General features: G+C 58.2%; 20 protein-coding genes. 8 read left to right on the forward strand and 12 right to left on the reverse strand.

The annotated features are described in order from the left end of the window. Positions 1–15: 15 nt before the first annotated feature. Positions 16–1,377 carry a DUF4139 domain-containing protein gene (locus tag G403_RS0105670; RefSeq protein WP_027853132.1) on the forward strand — a complete coding sequence of 454 codons (1,362 nt, stop codon included), beginning with the start codon at positions 16–18 and terminating at the stop codon, positions 1,375–1,377. On the opposite strand, the gene G403_RS22340 is transcribed toward G403_RS0105670, so the two are convergent. Beyond that, positions 1,360–1,791 carry a tetratricopeptide repeat protein gene (locus G403_RS22340; protein ID WP_036232743.1) on the reverse strand — a complete coding sequence of 144 codons (432 nt, stop codon included), beginning with the start codon at positions 1,789–1,791 and terminating at the stop codon, positions 1,360–1,362. The two genes, G403_RS0105670 and G403_RS22340, sit on opposite strands and share 18 nt — an antisense overlap. 212 nt (positions 1,792–2,003) lie before the next feature. Between G403_RS22340 and cysK the strand changes: the two genes are divergently transcribed. Continuing rightward, on the forward strand, positions 2,004–2,972 hold the full coding sequence (gene cysK / locus G403_RS0105680; protein ID WP_027853133.1) for a cysteine synthase A: 969 nt from the start codon (positions 2,004–2,006) through the stop codon (positions 2,970–2,972). A 74-nt stretch (positions 2,973–3,046) separates the two neighbouring features. Here the strand turns inward: cysK and G403_RS0105685 are convergent, their stop codons facing one another. From G403_RS0105685 to G403_RS0105695, 3 genes are all read right to left on the reverse strand, one after another. Continuing rightward, positions 3,047–3,244, reverse strand: coding sequence for a hypothetical protein (locus G403_RS0105685; RefSeq protein ID WP_027853134.1), 198 nt, complete (start codon positions 3,242–3,244; stop codon positions 3,047–3,049). Positions 3,245–3,429: 185 nt separating this feature from the next. Further along, entirely contained in the window at positions 3,430–4,263 is an 834-nt protein-coding gene (locus G403_RS0105690; protein WP_027853135.1) for a sulfurtransferase, read from the reverse strand. A gap of 45 nt (positions 4,264–4,308) precedes the next feature. Beyond that, on the reverse strand, positions 4,309–5,592 hold the full coding sequence (locus tag G403_RS0105695; protein WP_027853136.1) for a tryptophan--tRNA ligase: 1,284 nt from the start codon (positions 5,590–5,592) through the stop codon (positions 4,309–4,311). Between the two features lie 239 nt (positions 5,593–5,831). On the opposite strand from G403_RS0105695, the gene G403_RS0105700 reads away from it, so the two are divergent. The 3 genes from G403_RS0105700 to G403_RS22345 all read left to right on the forward strand — a co-directional run bounded on the left by G403_RS0105700 (position 5,832) and on the right by G403_RS22345 (position 8,358). Then, positions 5,832–6,071 (forward strand): DUF2789 domain-containing protein, encoded by a 240-nt coding sequence (locus G403_RS0105700; protein ID WP_027853137.1) that lies wholly within the window; start codon positions 5,832–5,834, stop codon positions 6,069–6,071. A gap of 113 nt (positions 6,072–6,184) precedes the next feature. Continuing rightward, complete coding sequence (gene yaaA, locus G403_RS0105705; protein ID WP_027853138.1) at positions 6,185–6,967, forward strand: peroxide stress protein YaaA; 783 nt, start codon at positions 6,185–6,187, stop codon at positions 6,965–6,967. Further along, positions 6,964–8,358, forward strand: a complete 1,395-nt coding sequence (locus G403_RS22345) for a D-serine ammonia-lyase (RefSeq protein WP_281171139.1) — start codon at positions 6,964–6,966, stop codon at positions 8,356–8,358. Before yaaA ends, G403_RS22345 begins: the two co-directional genes overlap by 4 nt. Here the strand turns inward: G403_RS22345 and G403_RS0105715 are convergent. After that, positions 8,306–9,310, reverse strand: coding sequence for an AraC family transcriptional regulator (locus tag G403_RS0105715; RefSeq protein WP_036232745.1), 1,005 nt, complete (start codon positions 9,308–9,310; stop codon positions 8,306–8,308). The genes G403_RS22345 and G403_RS0105715 overlap by 53 nt on opposite strands. 201 nt (positions 9,311–9,511) lie before the next feature. Between G403_RS0105715 and G403_RS0105720 the strand changes: the two genes are divergently transcribed. The 3 genes from G403_RS0105720 to G403_RS0105730 all read left to right on the forward strand — a co-directional run bounded on the left by G403_RS0105720 (position 9,512) and on the right by G403_RS0105730 (position 12,906). Beyond that, positions 9,512–11,164, forward strand: a complete 1,653-nt coding sequence (locus G403_RS0105720) for an AMP-binding protein (RefSeq protein ID WP_027853140.1) — start codon at positions 9,512–9,514, stop codon at positions 11,162–11,164. 63 nt (positions 11,165–11,227) lie between these two features. Next, on the forward strand, positions 11,228–11,980 hold the full coding sequence (locus tag G403_RS0105725) for an electron transfer flavoprotein subunit beta/FixA family protein (protein ID WP_027853141.1): 753 nt from the start codon (positions 11,228–11,230) through the stop codon (positions 11,978–11,980). Further along, positions 11,977–12,906 carry an electron transfer flavoprotein subunit alpha/FixB family protein gene (locus G403_RS0105730; protein WP_027853142.1) on the forward strand — a complete coding sequence of 310 codons (930 nt, stop codon included), beginning with the start codon at positions 11,977–11,979 and terminating at the stop codon, positions 12,904–12,906. The genes G403_RS0105725 and G403_RS0105730 overlap by 4 nt, the downstream gene beginning before the upstream one ends. A gap of 86 nt (positions 12,907–12,992) precedes the next feature. Here G403_RS0105730 and G403_RS0105735 read toward each other — a convergent pair whose 3' ends face one another. From G403_RS0105735 to G403_RS0105765, 7 genes are all read right to left on the reverse strand, one after another. After that, positions 12,993–14,174, reverse strand: a complete 1,182-nt coding sequence (locus G403_RS0105735; RefSeq protein ID WP_027853143.1) for a thiolase family protein — start codon at positions 14,172–14,174, stop codon at positions 12,993–12,995. 50 nt (positions 14,175–14,224) lie between these two features. Continuing rightward, positions 14,225–15,382 (reverse strand): acyl-CoA dehydrogenase family protein, encoded by a 1,158-nt coding sequence (locus G403_RS0105740; RefSeq protein WP_027853144.1) that lies wholly within the window; start codon positions 15,380–15,382, stop codon positions 14,225–14,227. A gap of 19 nt (positions 15,383–15,401) precedes the next feature. Beyond that, positions 15,402–16,163 (reverse strand): SDR family NAD(P)-dependent oxidoreductase, encoded by a 762-nt coding sequence (locus G403_RS0105745; protein ID WP_027853145.1) that lies wholly within the window; start codon positions 16,161–16,163, stop codon positions 15,402–15,404. 215 nt (positions 16,164–16,378) lie between these two features. Further along, positions 16,379–18,268 carry a propionyl-CoA synthetase gene (locus tag G403_RS0105750; RefSeq protein WP_027853146.1) on the reverse strand — a complete coding sequence of 630 codons (1,890 nt, stop codon included), beginning with the start codon at positions 18,266–18,268 and terminating at the stop codon, positions 16,379–16,381. Positions 18,269–18,329: 61 nt separating this feature from the next. Next, positions 18,330–19,223, reverse strand: a complete 894-nt coding sequence (gene mmsB, locus G403_RS0105755; RefSeq protein ID WP_027853147.1) for a 3-hydroxyisobutyrate dehydrogenase — start codon at positions 19,221–19,223, stop codon at positions 18,330–18,332. Positions 19,224–19,289: 66 nt separating this feature from the next. After that, positions 19,290–20,387, reverse strand: a complete 1,098-nt coding sequence (locus G403_RS0105760) for an enoyl-CoA hydratase/isomerase family protein (RefSeq protein ID WP_027853148.1) — start codon at positions 20,385–20,387, stop codon at positions 19,290–19,292. A gap of 14 nt (positions 20,388–20,401) precedes the next feature. Continuing rightward, positions 20,402–21,178: an enoyl-CoA hydratase gene (locus tag G403_RS0105765; RefSeq protein WP_027853149.1), complete on the reverse strand. Its 777-nt coding sequence runs from the start codon at positions 21,176–21,178 to the stop codon at positions 20,402–20,404. Positions 21,179–21,214 lie beyond the last annotated feature (36 nt).

The raw sequence follows: 21,214 nt of genomic DNA on the forward strand, positions 1-21,214 counted from the left end.
CCACAGGAGAGAACCATGAATCGATACCTGCTGACCCTGGCTTCATCCCTGCTGCTGACCGCTTCCGCCCAAGCCAGTAGCGTTCTGGGTGAGCAGGAACGAATCGAACGCAGCCTGACCATTTACCAGCAGGATCTGGCCCTCTTTACCGAGCGCTACCGGATCGACACCCCCCTTCAACCCCCTGTTCGGATCACGGATGTCAGCCAGCTCATTCAGCCGGAGTCGCTTCTCACCGGGCCTTCTGGAACACTGTCTTCAATTCGCTTCCGAGGTGAAGTACCCAATTTCAACGCTCTGCTCTCGGAGCGCCTGGGGCAGCCAATCCGATTACAGTCGACACAAACCGGGGAAGAGCGCCAGGTCGAACTGGTGGCCGTAGACGGCAATGGGATATTGATATCTGACCAGAGCCACAGTGAGCGAATCGCCTTTGACTCACCCTGGCGGATTTTGCTGGAGCCCGCCGCTCAATACAGCAACGCCCCCTACCTTGAGCTTAACCTGACCGGGCATAACAGTGATTCGCTGCAACTGGACTACCTGAGCAGCGGCATGGGCTGGAATGCCTCCTACCACCTGAAAATGCTGCCGGAGACGGAACGCATTCGTCTGGAGGGGCGCGCCACTATCCACAATCAAACCGGTACTGATATCCAGAATTCGCGGGTGAAATTACTCGCCGGTGATGTCAACCAGCCCCGTGGCGGCGCGCCCCGAATGTATGCCATGGAAGCGCTGTCTGCATCGCGCGCACCCTCACCCGCCCAGCGAGAGGCATTGCAGGATTACCAGCTGTACACGCTGCCGCAGCCGGTGACACTGCCCAATGGCGAGGCAGTCACTCTCCCCCTGCAAGCCCCTATCGAGATGGATGTGGCCACCCATTACCGCTTCAGCCAACAGGTCAACAGCGGCACCCAACGGGAAGCCCTGATTGGCCACCCGCGGAAGGAGATCACCTTTACCCTGCCGGATACCGATGAGCAGAGCGCGCCACTACCCGCCGGTTCCGCACGGGTGTTCAGCGAAGATTCCGAGTCTGGCCTGCTCTATATCGGTGGACAGCAGCTACCTTCCTCCGCCGCCGGTGAAGAGGTCACGCTAACACTGGGCGAAGCATTCGATCTGACCGTGGAGCAGACTCAAACCGCCTACGAGCGGCAGGGTCAGGCACTCAGGATCGGTTATCAGATTGAAGTCAGAAACAGCGGTGAGGAGCCACGTCAGGTGGAGCTGAGCGCTCTGTTTGGCCAGTCACGCATATTGCTGGAGAGTCAGCCCGCAGCAACGGAGAAAGGTCCTCATCTGGAGTGGGTGCTGGATGTCCCGGCGAACGGCAAAGTCAGTGTGGAATATTCAGTGCGTTTGCTCTGAATCGAACTCGCCGGATTCGTCCAGCTGTTCCATGCGCCGAATTGCCAGCGGATGGCCCAGCTCAGCGGCCTGACGATAAGCCTCTAACGCTTTCGCCGGATCAACCGGAAAGTGGTGCTCATATCCGTTCTCGTGGATGCGTCCCATCTGGTAGAGCGCCTTGCTATCCCCCATCTCGGCCGCGCGTTGCAGGTAAATGGCCCCCTGGATCCTGTTGGCGACCCCCTCACCGCGAAAGTGCAGCAGATGACCATACACCGACAGTGCACGCCGATGCCCGTTGTCGGCGGCAAAACGCAGCACTTTCATCGCCCAGTTATGGCGGCTACGGGACCTGCGCAGCAATGGACTGCGGAACAAGCCATAGCCAACCCAGAACACCAGCGGAGAGAGTAGTTTCATCAAGAGGCGCATAGCAGACTCCTTTCAGATTCGGAGCCCCATAGTGCGCAGTCAGAATGGCCAGCGCAAGCGACGCAGGTGGAATCGAAACATTGATACATTATATGGATTAACTTTTTTATAACCTTATGCAAAGACTGTATGAGCAATTTGCCACAGGTTGGTTAAACTGTCTGCCAGTCAATACGAACGACCTACATCAGACTTCAAGGATCAGGAGAGCTATGAACATCTACGACGATAACTCCCAGACCATCGGCAACACTCCGCTGGTTCGTCTCAAGCACCTGTGGCCCGCGGGTAACCTGTACGCCAAGCTGGAGTCCCGCAACCCGGCCGGTTCCGTCAAATGCCGTATTGGCGCCAGCATGATCAATGCGGCGGAACAGAGCGGCCAGCTCAAGCCCGGCGTAACACTGGTGGAGCCCACCAGCGGTAACACCGGTATCGGCCTGGCCTTTGTCGCAGCGGCAAAAGGCTACAAGCTGATCCTGACCATGCCCTCCTCCATGTCGCTGGAGCGCCGCAAGCTGATGAAAGCCCTCGGGGCTGAGATCGTCCTGACCGAGCCCGCCAAGGGCATGAAGGGCGCCATTGCCAAGGCACAGGAGCTGGTCGACGGGAATCCGGGCCACTACCTGATGCTGCAGCAGTTCGAAAATCCCGCCAATCCGGAGATCCATGAAAAGACCACGGGTCCGGAGATCTGGCGCGATACCGATGGCCAGATCGATATTCTGGTCGCCGGCGTCGGCACCGGCGGTACCATTACCGGCGTCTCCCGCTACATCAAACAGGAAGCGGGTAAAGCGATCACCTCGATCGCGGTAGAGCCCACCGACTCACCCGTGATCACTCAGACCATCCAGGGAGATGAGGTGAAGCCGGCCCCGCACAAGATCCAGGGGATTGGCGCGGGTTTTGTACCCAAGAACCTGGACCTGTCGCTGGTCGATGCCGTCGAGCAGGTCAGCAATGACGAAGCAATCGCCACGGCCCGCGACATCATGCAAAAAGAGGGTATCCTGGCCGGCATCTCCTGCGGTGCTGCTGCGACAGCAGCCTTGCGCATCGCCGCCAAGCCGGAGAACAAGGATAAGATGATCGTAGTGGTACTGCCGGATTCCGGAGAACGCTACCTCTCCACCGCACTTTTCGACGGTATGTTTACCGACAACGAAATGGTCCAGTAAGGACCGGTCGGTCATCCCCGCCAACGAAAAAGCCGCGGCACAGGCCGCGGCTTTTTTCATGCTGATCGTCTGGATCAGTGAGTCATTTCACGAATTTCGGCGTGACTCGGGAAGCTTTCCAACTTCTCAAAATGTACGCTGTCATCGCCGGATTTGGTGACTGTATACCAGGCGGGTTTACGCGCCTCTCCGATATACACACCACCCACCTCGAAATTCTCGCCATCCACACCGAGAATCGCAATCGTCTTGGTAATCTGCTGAATTTCCATATCTACCCCCAGGTCACTTATTTTTTGTAATTTATTTACACAAGTATAGCCTAACGATGGGAGATGACAATGAAATGACTGATGAACGCTGGGGTTATTCGTGAGAAAAATTCGCTATCCCGCGCTACCTTGAGCGGAATACGACGCTTAAACACGTCTTTTATGTAACTTAATAACAAAATAATTCATGCGATAGGACGCGCCGGGTCTCGAATCCACTCGCTCCAAGAGCCGGGATAGAGCCTTGCACCACTCAAACCCGCATGCTCCATGGCCAGCAGGTTATGACAGGCGGTTACGCCGGAGCCGCACATGTGAACGGCAGCTCTCGGGTCCTGATCTCCCAGCAATTCAAGCCACCGCTTGCGCAATACTGTGCTGGGATGGAATCGACCGCTTTGATCCAGATTCCCGCTCAGGGGGGCATTGATCGCGCCCGGCACATGGCCAGCGACCGGATCGATAGGCTCCATCTCGCCGTTAAAGCGCTCCGCGGCACGCGCATCGAAAAGAACGATCTGACCCAGCTTCAGCGACAGCTGAAGTGCGCCCACATCGATAAAACGCTCGGCATCCGGTTCAGCTGTCAGCGGGATGTCGGCTCCCGGGAGCAAACGCGGATTATGCGTTGCCGGCGAGTGCTGCTCACACCAAGCGGGCCAACCGCCATCAAGCACGGCCACCGCCTCATGCCCCAGCCAGCGCAGCAACCACCAGGCACGCGCTGCAACAGCCCCACCGGCGTCATCATATACCACGACCTGGCGCGACGGGGTCAACCCGACAGCCGCCAGGCGCGAAGCCAGTTGAGCGGCATCGGGCAGCGGATGACGTCCGGATTCCGGCGTGATGGGGGATGAAAGGTCATGATCCAGATTCAGGTAGATCGCGCCGGGGATATGCCCCTCTCGGTAGGCACGTTCACCTGCTCCTGTATCGGCCAGATTAAAACGGCAGTCGAAAATCAGCGGCTCGGCCAGTGTTTCCAACTGCTCCACGGTAATCAAGGTCCGATACATGGGTTCCCTCTCCTGATCAGTTTGGTAAAGCCGGCCTGTCCTGGCTCAAGCCAGGAACTCGGCCAGCTCTTCGCGCAGCAGATCCAGCTCGTTCTGTGCTTTCTGGCGCGCTTTTTTCTTGAGCCCTTCCACTTCCGCACTTTTCTCTTCTACAACGCGCAGTGCTTCAGCGCCCTTGTCATCCGCACCTGTGACCCGGTCAATCAGATGCTGGACCTGCTTGAGAATAGCACGTCGACGCCCCTCTTCGATGCGCGCCAGTTCCTCGGCACTCTTTTCCTTTTTCTTAGTATCCCGGGCTGCATTATCGGTTGCCACATAGGTCAGCGGTCGGATACCGGCCGCGATACGCACCTTTTCCAACAGCGGCGCCGCATACGCACGAGCCCGCTCCGCACCCTTGTGCAGTACCTGCTCCACATGACCCATATCGTTCATCAGCTCATTGTAGCGCTGACGGGGCTCGCTGAGCCGTGCATCAAGAAACTCGAACAGTTCACGCTTGGCATCCCCCCAGGCGATCCCATCCTCGTAACGACGACGCATCTGCGCCTGCTCATCAGCACTGGCGAAATAGCTGTAGAGCTGGAACAGGGTGCTGTTATCCGCATCCTTCGGCTCGCCCGGCTCACGCAGGTCGGTCTTGATCTTGTTAATCAGGCTGCGCAGCTCGTCGCTGGAACAGAACAGCGGTATGGTGTTGTCGTAACTCTTGGACATCTTGCGTCCATCCAGCCCCGGAATCAGCTGGGTCTCTTCATCCACCTGCGCTTCCGGCAGTGTGAAGAGTGGCTCGTAACTATGATTGAAACGACCGGCGATATCCCGGGCCATTTCGATATGCTGAACCTGATCCTTGCCGACCGGAATGATATCGGCATTAAACATCAGGATATCCGCCGCCATCAGGATCGGGTAGCTGAACAAGCCCATGGTTACGCCATCATCCAGATCGTCCTTACCCGCGTCCCGATTCGCGTCCACCGATGCCTTATAGGCATGGGCGCGGTTCATCAGCCCCTTGGAGGTATGGCAGGTCAGAATCCAGGTCAGCTCCGGAATCTCGGGAATATCGGTCTGACGGTAAAAAGTCGCCTTGTCGGTATCCAGCCCCAGCGCCAGCCAGGTGGCGGCGATTTCGCGGGTCGACTGGGCCACACGCTCCGGATCATGGCATTTGATCAGGGCATGGTAGTCGGCCAGAAAGAAGTAGCTGTTATAGGCCGGGTTTTCACTGGCTTCAATCGCCGGGCGGATCGCACCCAGGTAGTTACCGATATGGGGAGTGCCGGTGGTGGTAATACCGGTCAGTACCGTCTTCTTACTCATGATTCACTCGTTGGGTTCCATCACGTCTGAGGCGCCATATCATACACGATCCAGCCACAGCTTTGACCCTTCAGTCATGCCCGTCACTTTGACATCTCTCTGAGCCGATCCATACTTAACCACAGTAAGCAAACGGCTCTGATCCAACCGGGCCGAGTTGCCGTAGGCCTTGAAAGAGTTGACCTGTTACTTGAAGCGTTTCGGCGCTTAAGAATGTTGTAATCAAGGGAGGCGAAAACATGGATACCAGTACTCACACATTAAGCACCCTGTTCGAACAGCTTGGCCTGCCCAGCGATAACCAGGCAATCGACCGGTTTATCCAGAACCACCAGTTGTTTTCGGAAGAGGTTCCTCTGCACAAGGCAACCTTCTGGTCCGATGCTCAGGCCGAATTTCTGCGCGAGGCTATCGTCAGCGATTCCGACTGGGCGGAAGTGGTTGATGACCTGAACGCCCGATTGCGTAATACGCACTAACACACTGAAACACCTCAGAGTTTTCGCCCGGCCCCGCCGGGCGATCTTTTTCCTGCCTGTAGCGTCGGGTATTATCGACGCCATACCATTCCAAATTTTCAGGGCGCACCGATATGCTGACTGTGATCTCCCCGGCCAAGGCGCTGGACTATGAGTCGCCTCTGGCGACTCAGACCCACACCGAACCCCGTTTCCTAGAACACTCCGCTGAGCTGATTGAACAGATGCGTACGTTGGCGGTACAGGATGTGGCCGATCTGATGAAGCTCAGCGATAAGCTGGCCAGCCTTAATGTAGCCCGTTACGAGAGTTGGGAACCTGAACACACGCTGGATAATGCACGACCTGCCGTACTGGCCTTTAACGGCGATGTCTATTCCGGTCTGCAGGCGGATCAATTCAGCGAGGCTGATTTCGAGTTCGCCCAGAGCCATCTTCGTATTCTCTCCGGCCTTTATGGCGTGTTGCGCCCACTCGACCTGCTTGAGCCCTACCGTCTGGAGATGGGCACCAAACTGAAAACCAAGCGCGGCGATAACCTCTACCAGTTCTGGGGCAACATCATTACCGAATCGCTTCAGGCGGAGCTCAATCAGCAGAAAAGCCCGGTACTGGTTAACCTGGCCTCCAACGAGTACTTCAAGTCGGTGAAGGCAAAGTCCTTGAAAGCCGACATCATCACGCCGGATTTCAAGGATCTGAAAAACGGCCAGTACAAGATCATCAGTTTCTACGCCAAAAAGGCGCGTGGCTTGATGAGCCGCTACATCATCGAGAACCGTATTGATGAACCCGAAGCTTTAAAGGGCTTTGACCTGGAGGGTTACTATTTCAGCCCGGAACAGTCCGAGGGCAACAAGTGGATCTTCCTGCGCGACGAGCCACCGGCGAAGTGAATCCCCTGACAATCCAAGACTGGTTGGACCAAAACGCTTCCGACCCACTGCTGCATCGTTTGCAGCAGTGCGAAGAGCTGCTATGGATCAACCCCAAGGCCACCTCTTTCGAATCAGTACGCACACAGCTTCCGCTGAGCTATTCCGATATCGAGGATGCCGCCGCGCGGCTTGAACGTTTCGCCGCCTACTTTGCAGCCGTATTTCCGGAAACCGCCGAACGGGGCGGTATTATCGAGTCAGACCTGATCCGTACCGACTCAGCAGCCAAAGCGGTCGCCAGCCTGTTTGATACCGAGACGCCGGCCAACCTGCTGATCAAATGCGACAGCCATCTACCGATCTCCGGGTCCATAAAAGCACGTGGCGGTATTTACGAAATCTTGCAGTATGCAGAGAGCCTGGCCCAAAAGAATGGCCTGTTGTACGACGGGATCGACTACACCTGCTTTGACAGCGAACCCTTTAAAGCACTGTTCGGCCAGCACAGTATCGTGGTCGGCTCCACCGGTAATCTGGGGCTAAGCATCGGTATCATGAGCGCTAAGCTCGGATTTAGGGTGACCGTCCATATGTCCTCCGATGCCCGGGAGTGGAAAAAGGCGATGTTGCGCTCCAAAGGCGTCAACGTGGTGGAGCACCCATCCGACTACAGCGTAGCGGTCGCCCAGGGGCGCGAAGAGGCGCTGGCTACACCCCGCTGCCACTTTGTCGATGACGAGGACTCCACCACCCTGTTCCTGGGCTACAGCGTGGCCGCATTGCGCCTGAAGAAACAGCTGGAGGAACAGCAAATCACTGTCGATACCCAGCACCCCCTGATCGTCTACCTCCCCTGCGGCGTGGGCGGTGGTCCGGGCGGCGTAGCCTTTGGCCTCAAGCATGTGTTTGGCGATGCGGTTCACTGCTTTTTCGCCGAACCCACCCACTCCCCCTGCATGTTACTGGGTATGCACTCTGGGCTGCATAACGGTATCAGCGTGCAGGATATAGGTCTGGATAATCGCACCTGTGCGGATGGTCTGGCCGTGGGACGCCCCTCCGCCTTTGTCGGCGAGCTGATGGACCCACTGCTCGACGGAATCTTTACCGCCAGCGACGATACGCTTTATGCGCTTGTTAAGTTGGTTGCCGATAGCGAAAACCTGTCTATTGAGCCCTCCGCTACAGCCGGTCTGCCGGGTTTTGCCTGGCTGCAGAAAGCCGACAACAAAACGTTGAAGCAGCTTGGCTTGGAGGCCAGCCTCGCCCAGGCAACCCATATCGCCTGGGCAACCGGCGGCAATATGGTGCCGGAGGAGGAGCGCGCAAAATACTACGAGTTGGGTAGGTTAACTATCACTTCTCTATTTTCCGGTAGGCCAGCGGACTTACGCCGGTCCAGTGTTTGAACGCCCGGGAGAAAGCACCGGGCTCAGCAAAACCCAACTGACTGGAAATGTCGCCAATGCTGAGGTTTTGGCGCGTCAGCATCATGATCGCCTGGTCACGACGCAGGTTGTCTTTGATCGCCTGATAGGAGGTGCCTTCCGCTTTCAGCTTGCGCGACAGGGTGTATGAAGTGGTATGTAACTGCTCCGATACCCAGTCCAGATTGGGCAAACCACCCTGTTCAAAGCTCTCTAGCAGGTGCCTCACGCGGCTGCTGTGGCTATTATCCTCATCGGTCCAGATCAACAGGTCGCGCGGTGCCCGCCGAACAAATTGATCCACCTCCTTCGAGGTCCGCATGACCGGCATACTGAGGTAACGCGTGCTGAAATAGATACTGTTACCGGACTGCTCAAACTGGCAAGTGCAGGGGTAAATGAACCGATACTCGTCGAAATGAGCCGGCAAAGGATGGGTGAAGGAGGCACGGGCCAGCACGATCTTGCGCCCGACCAACCAGCCTATCAGCCGGTGCCAAACCATGAGAAGCCATTCGACGAGAAAGTGGTCCGGGTCGAGTCCGGGATGGCGGTGGGTCAGGCTCAGCTCAACCTCTCCCGCATCAATGCGCAGCCTAAGGTCGATATCGTCCGAGAACAGGCCATAGCACCGAACAGTTTGGCGAATCACCTCCTCCAGATTTTGACTGTGCACAACCAGAGACGCCATCAAGTGAAAATGTCCGATCCGACAGGGTTTGGATGTCAGCCCCATAAACTCGTCATCCAACCGGTGCCAGACCCGCCTGAATAAACGAATAAACTGTTCGGTACGTAACCGCGCCTTGGGCTGAACAATCAGGTCGTTGGGGATATCACAACACCTCAGCAGCGCCTCCACATCCCCTCCCTGAGCCCGATAGCCCTGAAGCACGGCGCGCGCATAATGGGAGGAGAAGGTCAGATTATTCATGGCAGTCGGAGCCGCTCCGTAAAGAACTATTCGCCGGTTGGTCTGCAAAAGATGTCAAATTATCTGTCGAAAGTTGTCATTCTCTCGATCCGATGAATTGCATACGCTCACTCTGAAACAGAATAGGTATTATCCCTTATTCAACCATCCTTTGGCCAGCGTCGACTGGCTCACCCATTACAAAAATAAACGGGTTTCAGAATGGACAAGATCAGCTACAGCAACTTCATCAAGGAGTTCACCCCAGCGTCGATAACAGAGCATTTTGTCGGCGACTTCACCAACGGTATCAACGTCTGCGAGGAGATCTGTGACCGTTGGGCCGAAGACCCCGAGCGGGTGGCTCTGCGCTATGAATTAATTGATGGCAACAGCGGCGAGATGACCTTCCACGAGCTGCTGCAGCGCTCGGCCCAGTTCGCCAACTTCTTAAACGCCCAGGGTATTGGTAAGGGAGATCGCGTATCGACCCTGCTGAGTCGCACTCCGGAGCTGATGATCGTCATCCTCGGTACGTTACGCGCCGGTGCCGTCTACCAACCCATGTTCACCGCCTTCGGCTCCGGTGCCATCGAATACCGGGTACAGAAAGCAGACACCAAACTGATCGTGACCAACCCGGATCAGTGGCACAAGCTTGCCGATGTGAACGGGCTTCCCAAGACACTTCTGGTCGCCGACGAAGGACACCCGCAGGCCGATGAAGCGGAAGCGCTGTTCTGGCCGACACTGAAGAGTCAGTCAGACCAGTTCGATCCGGTCCGGATTGGACCTGAAGACCCCTTCCTGCAGATGTTCACATCCGGCACAACCGGCCGGTCAAAGGGCGTAACAGTGCCCACCAAGGCGTTATCCGCCTTCTACGTCTACATGCGCTATGCCATCGGCCTGCGCGAGAGCGATAACTTCTGGAATGTGGCCGATCCGGGCTGGGCCTATGGCCTTTACTACGCCGTGGTTGGCCCGCTGCTATTGGGATCCACGACGCATTTTAACGAGGCAGGTTTTACGGCGGAGAACACCTTCGAGTTCCTGCGCCGCTACAAGATTACCAATCTGGCTGCAGCCCCCACCGCGTACCGCATGCTGAAAGCCCATGACAAACTACTGGCCGATTACCCGGAAATTGACCTGCGTGTGGCCAACAGCGCCGGTGAGCCGCTTAACCCGGAGATCGTTAATTGGGTAAAACGTGCTTTCGATTGCCGGGTTTGCGACCAGTATGGCCAGACGGAAACCGGGATGACCTCCGCCAACTTCCATGAGCTGGAGCACCCAATGCGTGACGGCAGCATGGGTTACCCCCTGCCCGGCCACCGGCTGGTGGTGCTCGATCCCAACCTTAACGAGATGGAAGCGGGTGAGACCGGCGAGCTGGCCATCGACATGGACAACTCGCCGCTGTTTTTCTTCCAAGGCTATACCTGGGGCGAAAAAAGTCCGTTCCAGGGACGCTACTACCTGACCGGTGATGTGGTGATCAGTAACGGCGACGGATCCCACTCATATACCGGCCGTGACGACGATATCATCACCTCGGCGGGTTATCGGATCGGCCCCGCGGATGTGGAAAACACTCTGCTCGAACATGAAGCGGTGGTGGAAAGCGCCGTGATCGGCAAACCCGACCCGGAGCGCGGCTCGATCGTAAAAGCCTATGTGGTCACCCACCCACAGTTCGATGCCGATGAAAGCCTGGCGCAGGCGATGCAGCAGCATGTTCGCAACCGCCTCTCCACCCACGCTTTCCCCCGCGAAATCGAATTCGTCACCGATCTGCCTAAAACCTCCAGCGGCAAGATCCAGCGTTTCCTGCTGCGCAAACAGGCGGCAGGAGAAGCACCCTCCCAGTGAGCCTTGAGGCCTTCGGGCCTCTTTTTTCTCAATCGAATGCTGTTTAAAGAGTAGAGAGAAGCGATGAAAATACTCGTAGCCGTCAAACGCGTGATCGACTACAACGTGAAGGTCCGGGTCAAGGCAGACTGCAGCGATGTGGATCTGGCCAACGTCAAAATGGCCCTGAACCCGTTTTGTGAAATCGCCGTCGAGGAAGCGATTCGCCTCAAGGAAAGCGGCCAGGCCCAGGAGATCGTGGTGGTTTCCATCGGCAGTAAAGCCTGTCAGGAGCAGCTGCGCACGGCACTGGCTCTGGGCGCCGACCGCGCCATTCAAGTGGAAGCGCCCGACAATCTGGCCCCCCTGTCCATCGCCCGCATCCTGAAACAGGTTGCACAGGAGGAATCAGCCGACCTGATCCTGTTGGGTAAACAGTCAATCGACGCCGACAACAACCAGACCGGCCAGATGCTGGCAGCGCTGATGGACCGCCCCCAGGCCACCTTTGCATCCGAGGTTCAGGTCGAGGGCGGCAGCCTGCGGGTAACACGCGAGATCGACGGGGGCCTGCAGACACTGAGCATGCAGTTGCCGGCCGTGGTAACCACAGACCTGCGCCTGAACGAGCCACGCTACGCTTCACTGCCCAACATCATGAAAGCCAAGCGCAAACCACTTGAAGTCAAAACCCCCGAGGAGCTGGGCGCTGAAGTAACCAACGGGGTGGAACTGCTGGGGGTCGAAGCGCCAGCCGAGCGTCAGGCCGGTATTCGGGTCAGCTCGGTGGAAGAGCTGGTGGATAAACTGCGTAACGAAGCAAAGGTACTGGCATGAGCACTCTTATCTTAAGCGAACACGATAACCAGTCACTGAAACCCGTCACCCTGAGCCTGATCAGCGCCGCCCAAGCGATCGGTGGTGAGATTGACCTGTTGGTGGCAGGCAACAACTGTGACGCGGTGGCCGAAGCCGCCGCTCAGATCGGCGGGGTGCGCAAGGTCATCCTGGCCGACCATGCCGCCTATGCCCATCAGCTGGCGGAGAATGTCAGTAAGCTGGTGGCCGAGCTGGCACAGGGGTACAGCCATGTACTCGCACCGGGAACGACCACCGGTAAGAACATCCTGCCACGGGTCGCAGCCCTGCTGGGGGTCAACCAGCTCTCGGACATCATCTCGGTGGAGTCTGCCGATACGTTCAAACGACCCATCTACGCCGGCAATGCAATCGCCCGCGTAAAATCCAGCGACCCCATCAAAGTAATGACAGTACGAGGCACCGCCTTCGACGCAGCCGACGCCACCGGTGGCAACGCTAATATCGAGCGCTGTACCCGCGTACATCAACACACGGATATCGAATTTGTCGGGGAAGCGCTGGCCAGTTCGGACCGGCCGGAGCTCACAGCCGCATCCACCGTTATTTCGGGTGGCCGGGGCCTGGGCAACGGCGAAAACTTCGAGATGCTCTATCGCCTCGCCGATAAGCTTGGCGCTGCCGTGGGCGCATCCCGGGCAGCGGTGGACGCGGGCTTCGTTCCCAATGACATGCAGGTGGGACAAACCGGCAAGATGGTCGCACCGGAGCTCTACATCGCAGTCGGCATTTCCGGCGCAATCCAACACCTGGCCGGCATGAAGGATTCGAAGGTGATCGTTGCCGTCAACAAGGATGAGGAAGCGCCCATCTTCCAGATCGCCGATTACAGCCTGGTCGGTGATCTGTTTGACGCGGTTCCCGAGCTTGAGCAACGGGTCTGATCCTAGCCTTTGAAAGGAGATGACGAAAAAAGGGGCCATTCAACGAATGGCCCCAAGGCAGGGTACTTCAACACAACCGAGTGCTTTTAAAACAGCTCCACCGCCACAGCGGTCGCCTCTCCCCCTCCGATACACAAAGATGCTACGCCTTTCTTGAGACCTCGCTGCTGCAGCGCGTTGAGCAATGTCACCAGAATACGGGAACCGGAAGAGCCGATAGGGTGACCCAACGCACAGGCGCCACCGTGAACATTGACCTTCTCCTCATCGAGCCCCAGCTCCTTGATCGCCAGCAGAGAGACCACGGCAAAGGCTTCGTTGATCTCGAACAGATCCACCTCATCCTTGCTCCAGCCCGCTTTATCAAGCACCTTCTGAATGGCTCCGATGGGCGCAATGGTAAACTCAGCCGGCAGCTGGGCGTGGGTGGAGTGCGCCACTATGCGCGCCACCGGTGTAAGGCCCCGCCGCTGCGCTTCCTCGCTGCTCGCCAATACCAGTGCTGACCCGCCGTCACTGATCGAGCTGGAGTTAGCCGCGGTGACGCTGCCATCTTTTTTAAAGGCGGGTTTGAGCTGAGGGATCTTATCCGGACGTGCATTGCCCGGCTGTTCGTCCACCTCCACTATCTGATCACCTTGACGGCCATTGACGGTGACAGGCGCAATTTCCTGCTTGAACCCACCGTTCTCGATTGCAGAAAGCGCCCGGTTTAGCGAGCTGATCGCAAAATCGTCCATCGCTTCGCGACTGATGCCGTACTCATCGGCAGTACGCTGAGCGAAAACGCCCATCAGTCCGCCTTCGTAGGCATCCTCAAGCCCATCCAGGAACATGGAATCCAGCACCTGGCCGTGACCCATGCGCATACCGGCACGCGCCTTGGGCAGGAGATAGGGCGCCTGGCTCATGTTTTCCATACCGCCCGCCACCATGATCGACGCACTTCCCGCCTTGATCTGATCATGCGCTTGCATCACGGCTTTCATACCCGAGCCACACATCTTGTTGACGGTGGTACAGCCGCTGGCATCGGGAATACCCGCCGCCCGCGAGGCCTGCCGTGCCGGTGCCTGTCCAAGGCCGCCGGGTAAAACGCATCCCATAATCACTTCATCGATATCTGCGGGAGCCAAACCGGCCCGTTCCACGGCCGCCTTGATGGCAACGGCCCCCAGCTCCGGGGAGCGCACACTGGAGAGTGCGCCCATCATTCCGCCCATCGGGGTACGGGCCGCGCCTAAAATTACGATATTGCTATCTGACATCTGTTGCTCCTGTTTAAACTTATTGTCATGGAGTTTGTTCTGGCTGTATTTCAGTCCCGGCCCAGCACCGATCGCGCAATGACCTCCTTCATCACCTCGGAGGTGCCACCGTAAATACGCTGTACACGGGCATCGACAAAGGCGCGAGAAATTGGATATTCGCTGGTGTAGCCGTAACCGCCGAACAGTTGCAGGCACCCATCAGCCACCCGGTACTGCATCTCGGTCGCGCTGTATTTCGCCATTGAGGCACTGGCCGCATCCAGTTCACCGCTTACGTAGGCGCCTATACACTGATCGATGAAAGCGCGGTTAATGCGGTAGTCGGTCTCCATTTCCGCGACCCGAAAACGGGTGTTCTGCAATGCCTTGAGCTTCTGCCCAAAAAGCCGCCGCTCATCGGCATATCGAATGGTCATATCCAGTGCGCCGCGGGCGGCCTCAACCGCCATGGCACCAATCACCAGGCGCTCGCGCGGCAGCTCCTGCATGAGGTAAACAAATCCCTGGCCGGGCTCGCCCAGCAACGCAGACGCCGGAACACGCAGGTTGTCGAAAAACAGCTCCGAGGTATCGCCGCAGTGTTGGCCAATCTTCTCCAGATTCCGCCCCCGGCTGAATCCAGGCAGTGCCGTATCCACAAGAAACAGGCTGACGCCTTTCGCCCCGGCAGACGGGTCGGTCTTGGCGGCAACGATCACCAGATCCGCATGCTGACCATTGGTAATAAAGGTTTTGGAGCCGTTAAGGATAAATTCGTCGCCATCTGCGATGGCGGTCGTTCGCAGCGCCGCCAGATCACTGCCGGCACCGGGCTCTGTCATTGCGATGGCGCCCACGACCTCACCGCTGACCATGCCTGGCAGCCAGCGCTCTTTTTGGGCATCGCTACCCAGGTGCGCGATGTAGGGTGCGACAATATCGGAGTGCACCATCAGATTGGTGGCCAGCGCCCCGTAGCCCAGCCGGGCCATTTCGCTCACCAGCATCACCGAATACTCGAAGGGTACTTCGCAGCCGCCATAGGCCTGGGGCGCATCCACACACAGAAGCCCCCCTTCACCCAAGGTATTCCAGAGTGCGCGAGGGCAGATTCCGTCACGCTCCCACTGTTCGTAATAAGGCGCTACCTCTCGTTCCAGCGCACGCAACAGCATCTGTCGGAACAGTTCGAGTTCTTCGTGCTCAATCTTTAACGCCGTATTCATTGCACCCACCTCCCTGCATTCACTTGGGTGCCATGCGCAGCGCGCAATCGAGCCGGATTGTTTCACCGTTCAAGAGCGGATTTCTAACGATCTGATCAACCAGCAGGCCAAACTCCTCGGGCTGACCCAGGCGCTTCGGAAAGGGCAGCGTTGCCGCCAGACTGTCCTGCACCTCCTGAGAGAAGCCGGCCATCATTGGCGTCATAAATATGCCGGGGGCGATGGTATTCACCCGTATACCACTGCGCGCCAGCTCACGGGCAGCCTGCAGCGTCATCGACACAACCCCCCCCTTGGAGGCGCTGTAGGCCACCTGGCCAACCTGACCTTCGTAGGCTGCGATGGAAGCGGTGGAGATGATCACCCCCCGCTCGCCGTCCCCATTGGCTTCCCGGTTCGCCATCTCGGCGGCAGCCAGGCGCATGATGTTGAAGCTACCGACCAGGTTGACCTGAATCACCCGGCTGAAATCATCCAGCGGCATCGGCCCCTCTTTGCCGACGATTTTGCCGGCCGGGGCGATACCGGCACAGTTCACGGCAATACCGCAGGGGCCATGCACCTCACGGGCTGCGGCGAATGCCGCTTCTGCACTGTAGGCATCAGCCACATCACAGCGCACAAACAAACCACCCAGCTCCTCGGCGACCTTTCGACCGCGCTCCTCCTGAAGGTCGAAGATCGCCACCTTCGCGCCAGCCGCTGCCAGCGCTCGGGCTGATCCTTCACCAAGCCCGGAGGCACCACCTGTGACTATTGCCGGTACGTCTTTGAACTCCATAACCCACTCACCTTGATTGTTGTTTTTGCCGCCTTTTGTGCCACGGCGTTGAATAAGTGATATCCCTAAGTTTGGAACAGCACCGGAGCCGGTGCCATGACAATATTCGGCAGCAAAATTGGCAAAAAACGACAGCAGAGGACAACAAGGCGAAAAGGAGCTGGGGAGCGATTTGCTTAAGAAAGAAGGGCCTCCGTAGAGGCCCTGATCAGGGTTCAAGCCACGCCGACCGCCCGTATCCTGTCTTCGATCTCCGGCAGGATGGTTTCATCGTCAATGGTTGAGGGCATCTTGTACTCCTCCGCGGCAGCGATTTTGCGCAGAATCGCGCGCAGTATCTTGCCGGAGCGCGTCTTGGGCAGGCGCTGCACGATAATCGCCCGGCGGAAGCAGGCCACGGCACCCACCTGGTCGCGGACCCGTGCTACGAGTTCCTGCTCCAGCTGCGCTTCCTCGATCTCGACGCCCGCCTTGAGCACGATTAAACCCACCGGCACCTGCCCCTTGAGTTCATCGGCCACGCCGATGACGGCACACTCGGCCACGGCTTCATGGGCCGACACGACCTCTTCCATTTCACCGGTGGAAAGCCGGTGTCCGGAGACATTAATCACATCATCGGTACGACCGGTGATGTAGACATAGTTGTCTTCATCCTTATAGCCGCCATCGCCGGTATGGTAATAGCCGGGAAACAGCGTCAGATAGGAGCTGACAAAACGGTCGTTGTTGTTCCAGATACTCCAGGCCACTCCCGGTGGCAATGGCAGGCGGATGCAGATATTGCCCGCTTCCATCGGTCCGACGGGCTCACCTTCGCCATCAAGCACCTGGATATCGTATCCGGGTATGGGTTTATTGGTAGAACCCAGGCGTGCAGCGGACGGATTGTCCCAGCCCATCATCGGCGCTGTCACGGGCCAGCCGGTTTCGGTCTGCCACCAGTGGTCGATCACCGGCACCTGCAGCAGCTCATCTAGCCAATAGTAGGTGGCTGAATCGAGTTTCTCGCCCGCCACAAAGATCCAGCGCAGGCTGCTCAGATCATGCCGGTTAGCCAACGCACCCTCGGCATCCTCCTTGCGAACGGCGCGAAACGCCGTGGGCGCACAGAACATGGAGTTGACCTTGTACTCCTCGATGATGCGCCAGAAGGCACCGGCATCGGGTGTCCGAATCGGTTTACCCTCGTAGAAGATCGCACTACAACCGCCCATCAGCGGGCCATAAACGATGAATGAGTGACCCACCACCCAGCCGATATCCGACGCGCCCCACCAGACATCCCCGGGCTGCATGCCGTAGACGTTATTCAGCGCGAAGCTCAACGCCACGGCGTAACCACCGTTGTCACGCACGATACCCTTGGGCTGGCCCGTGGTGCCCGATGTATAGAGAATATACAGCGGATCGCTACCGCGAACCGGAACACACTCGGCCGGAAGGACACCTTCCTGCGCCTGATACCAGTCCAGGTCACGCGCCGGATCCATCTCGGCCTTGAGCATCGGACGCTGGCACACCAGAGTGTAAGGCGGTGTATGCCGGGCCAGCTCAAGGGCACGATCCACCAGTGGTTTGTAAGCGATCTGTTTATCGAATTCGATGCCGCAGGAGGCGGTCAGAATAACCTTTGGCTTGGCATCGTCGATTCGGATCGCCAGTTCGTTGGGCGCAAAGCCACCGAACACGACAGAGTGCACAGCGCCAAGCCGGGCGCAGGCCAGCATGGCGACGGCCGCTTCCGGGATCATCGGCATGTAGATAACGACCGTATCGCCCTTCTCTACCCCGAATTTACGCAGGGTACCGGCAAACCGGCTGACCCGCGTGCGCAGTTCATTGAAAGTGATCGCCTCTTTGGTATCGGTCACCGGGGAGTCGTAGTAGAGCGCAACCTGTTCACCACGTCCCTGTTCGATCTGGTGATCGAGCGCGAGATAACAGGTATTAAGCTCGCCATCGGCATACCAGCTGTGGGTACCCCAGTCCGTGGCCGTCAGAATCTGTTCCGGCTTTTTGAACCAGGCGATCCGGTCGGCCTGGGCCGCCCAGAAGCCCTCCGGGTCGTCGATCGACGCCTGATAGTGCGCGTTGTAATCCATACTCACCTCATCTTGTTATTTTTATGTGGGGGGCGGTGCCACTCGGGCACCCTATATGACCCTATTCGGCGCTTTGGTACAGCCTGATCAGACTGGAGAAATCCAGGCCACCATTACCGTTGCTCTTGTGCAGGTTAAACAGTGCCCGCGCCGCCGAGCCCATCGGTGTGGCTGATGCGCTCTGCTGGCTCACTTCCATGGCCAGCCCCAGATCCTTGAACATCAGATCCACCATAAAGCCGCCCTCATAATCACGGGAAGCCGGCACGCCGTCCATAACCCCCGGCACCGGGTTGTAAACCTGCAGCGCCCAGTTATTGCCGGAGCTCTGCTTCATGATGTCGGACAGCACCTTGGGATCGAGGCCGTTCTTCATCCCCATACTGAGCGCCTCACAGGTGCCCGCCATGAGGATGCCCAGCAGCATGTTGTTACACACTTTGGCGATCTGACCGGCTCCGGTCTCACCGGCATGGAAGATATTCTTGCCCATGCAGGCCAATATCGGCTGAGCCCGCTCAAACTGGGCGGCCTCACCACCCACAATAAAAGTCAGGGTACCGGCCTTGGCACCGCCGACTCCGCCGGAGACCGGCGCATCGATAAAACCAATGCCCTTCTCGGCACCGGCCGCAGCCACACGACGGGCGGTATCGGCGTCGATGGTAGAGCTGTCGATCACCAGCGCGCTGGAATCGATCAGGTCGAACAGCGGCTGCTCGCCACTGACAAACAGTGCTTCCACATGCTTGCCCGCAGGCAGCATGGAGATAACGAAATCCGCGCCACGCACCGCATGCTGCGCACTATCCGCCGCATTGCAGCCCGCCTCGACGGCCTGATTCAGTGCGGCGCCAGAGAGATCGAAAGCGTTAACGTTGTGCCCTGCCTGGGCGAGATTGGCGGCCATGGGACCACCCATGTTGCCAAGACCGATAAATGCGATTGTTGCCATGGGTTCTGTTCCTTATTTTTATTCTCGATCATTGAAAGGCTGCCGAGCCCGACAGCCGTCATGCGCTTAAAGGTCTGCCAGCGGGTTAGTCGACCAGGGCGACTCGAACAGGCCGTCCATAAACGACGGTTCGACCGCCTCAACCGTCGGGAAGGTCCAGTTAGGCTGGCCATCCTTGTCGATCAGCAGGGCGCGAACACCCTCCTGAAGCTCTCGGTGACGGCAGCACTGAATCGACAGCTCCAGCTCATGCTGGAACACCTCCCGCAACGACATATGACGGCAGCGCTGCAGTTGGCGGTGGATCATTTTGATCGATAACGGACTACCGTGGCTGATCGCCTTCTGGGCACGCTTGACCCACTTATCATCGGACTCCACCGCCAATAGCGCAGCGACGACCTCCTCGACCCTGTCGTGACTGGTCACCTCACGAATCAGGGCCTCGTGGGCACGGATCGGGGCCGGCATGGCCTGGAATGTGTCGCGACACTCCGCCTCCAGCTCCCGCAACACACGGCTGACCACGCCACCGGCGTCCCCCGTCCAGGCTTCGCTCTGCAACCGTTGCATGAGGCCTTCACGCATATCGGAGGTGAGGACCCGGTCCGCCAGGCCCAGGAAGAGCGCATCGGCCGCGTTGATCGGGTTTCCGGTCAGTCCCAGAAACAGTCCGGTGCCTCCCGGCATCCGGTTCAGGAACCAACTCCCGCCCACATCGGGATAAAGTCCGATGGTCACCTCCGGCATGGCCAGGTGGGATGTCTCAGTGACCACGCGGTGGCTACAGCCATTCATCAGGCCCATGCCACCACCCATGACGATCCCGCTGCCCCAACAGATAATCGGTTTCGGGTAGGTATGCAGGGTGTAATCAAGACGGTATTCACGGGTGAAAAACTGCTCCGGAAAGTCGCCTTCGTTGGAACTCATCGCCTTGTAGAGGTTGACGATATCGCCCCCTGCACAAAACGCCTTGTCACCGGCACTATCCATAAAAAGAGCGACGATACGATCATCATCGCGCCAGCGATCCAGCTGGGGCTGAATCAGGTCGACCATCTCCAGCGTCAGCGCGTTCAGTGATTTTTCCGCATTGATACGAATCTCACCGATCGCGTGACCATCACCGGTTGCATGTTCGATAAAGAGCACAGCGCTCATACGGTTCTCCCCATTCAGCGGTTGATCCACTCGGCCTTGCGCTTCTCAAGGAAGGCGTTAACCCCCTCACGCTGATCTTCGGTATGGAAAAGATCCACAAACAGCTCGCGCTCCAGTATGTATCCCTGATCCAGCGGGCGACTGCGACCGGACTGAATCAGCGTTTTGCAGGCAGCCACCGCCGAGGGGCTCTGCTCCGCAACCTGTTCAGCCAGCTCCAACGCGCGGGACAGCGCCTGCCCCTGTTCGACCACCTCTTCGACCAGACCGATCTCACGCGCCTGCTGCGCTTTAACCCGTTCGCCGCAGAGGATCATCCGCTTGGCCCAGCCCTCACCGACAAGCCAGGTCAGATTCTGAGTCCCCCCGGCGCAGGGCAACAGGCCGACTTTTGCTTCGGGCAGCGCCATCTGGGCCTGGGTTTCAGCTACGCGCAGATCACAGGCCAGTGCCACTTCCAGTCCGCCCCCCATGGCGAAGCCGTTGATGGCGGCGATGGATACGCCGCGAAAACGGCTCAGGGTTTCGAAGGCTTCACCGAACAGGCGAGCCATATCACGGGCTACACTGCGATCCCCGTCCGCAAACAACTTGAGATCTGCACCGGCGGAAAAGAACTTGTCCCCCTCGCCGGTCAATACCAGGCTCCAGATCTCCCGGTCCTGATTCAGCTCCTCTACACTGCGCGTGAGTGCCTGCAGGCTGTCCGCCGTCCAGGTATTGGCCGGTGGGTTATTCATGGTCACTAGCGCCACATGGCCGCGCTTTTCAATTCGAATCGGTTCAGACATATTCCTGCTCTCCTTGAAGCCGGTTTGTCGTGTGCC

Source organism: Marinobacterium litorale DSM 23545, from assembly GCF_000428985.1.
GTDB lineage: Bacteria > Pseudomonadota > Gammaproteobacteria > Pseudomonadales > Balneatricaceae > Marinobacterium_D > Marinobacterium_D litorale.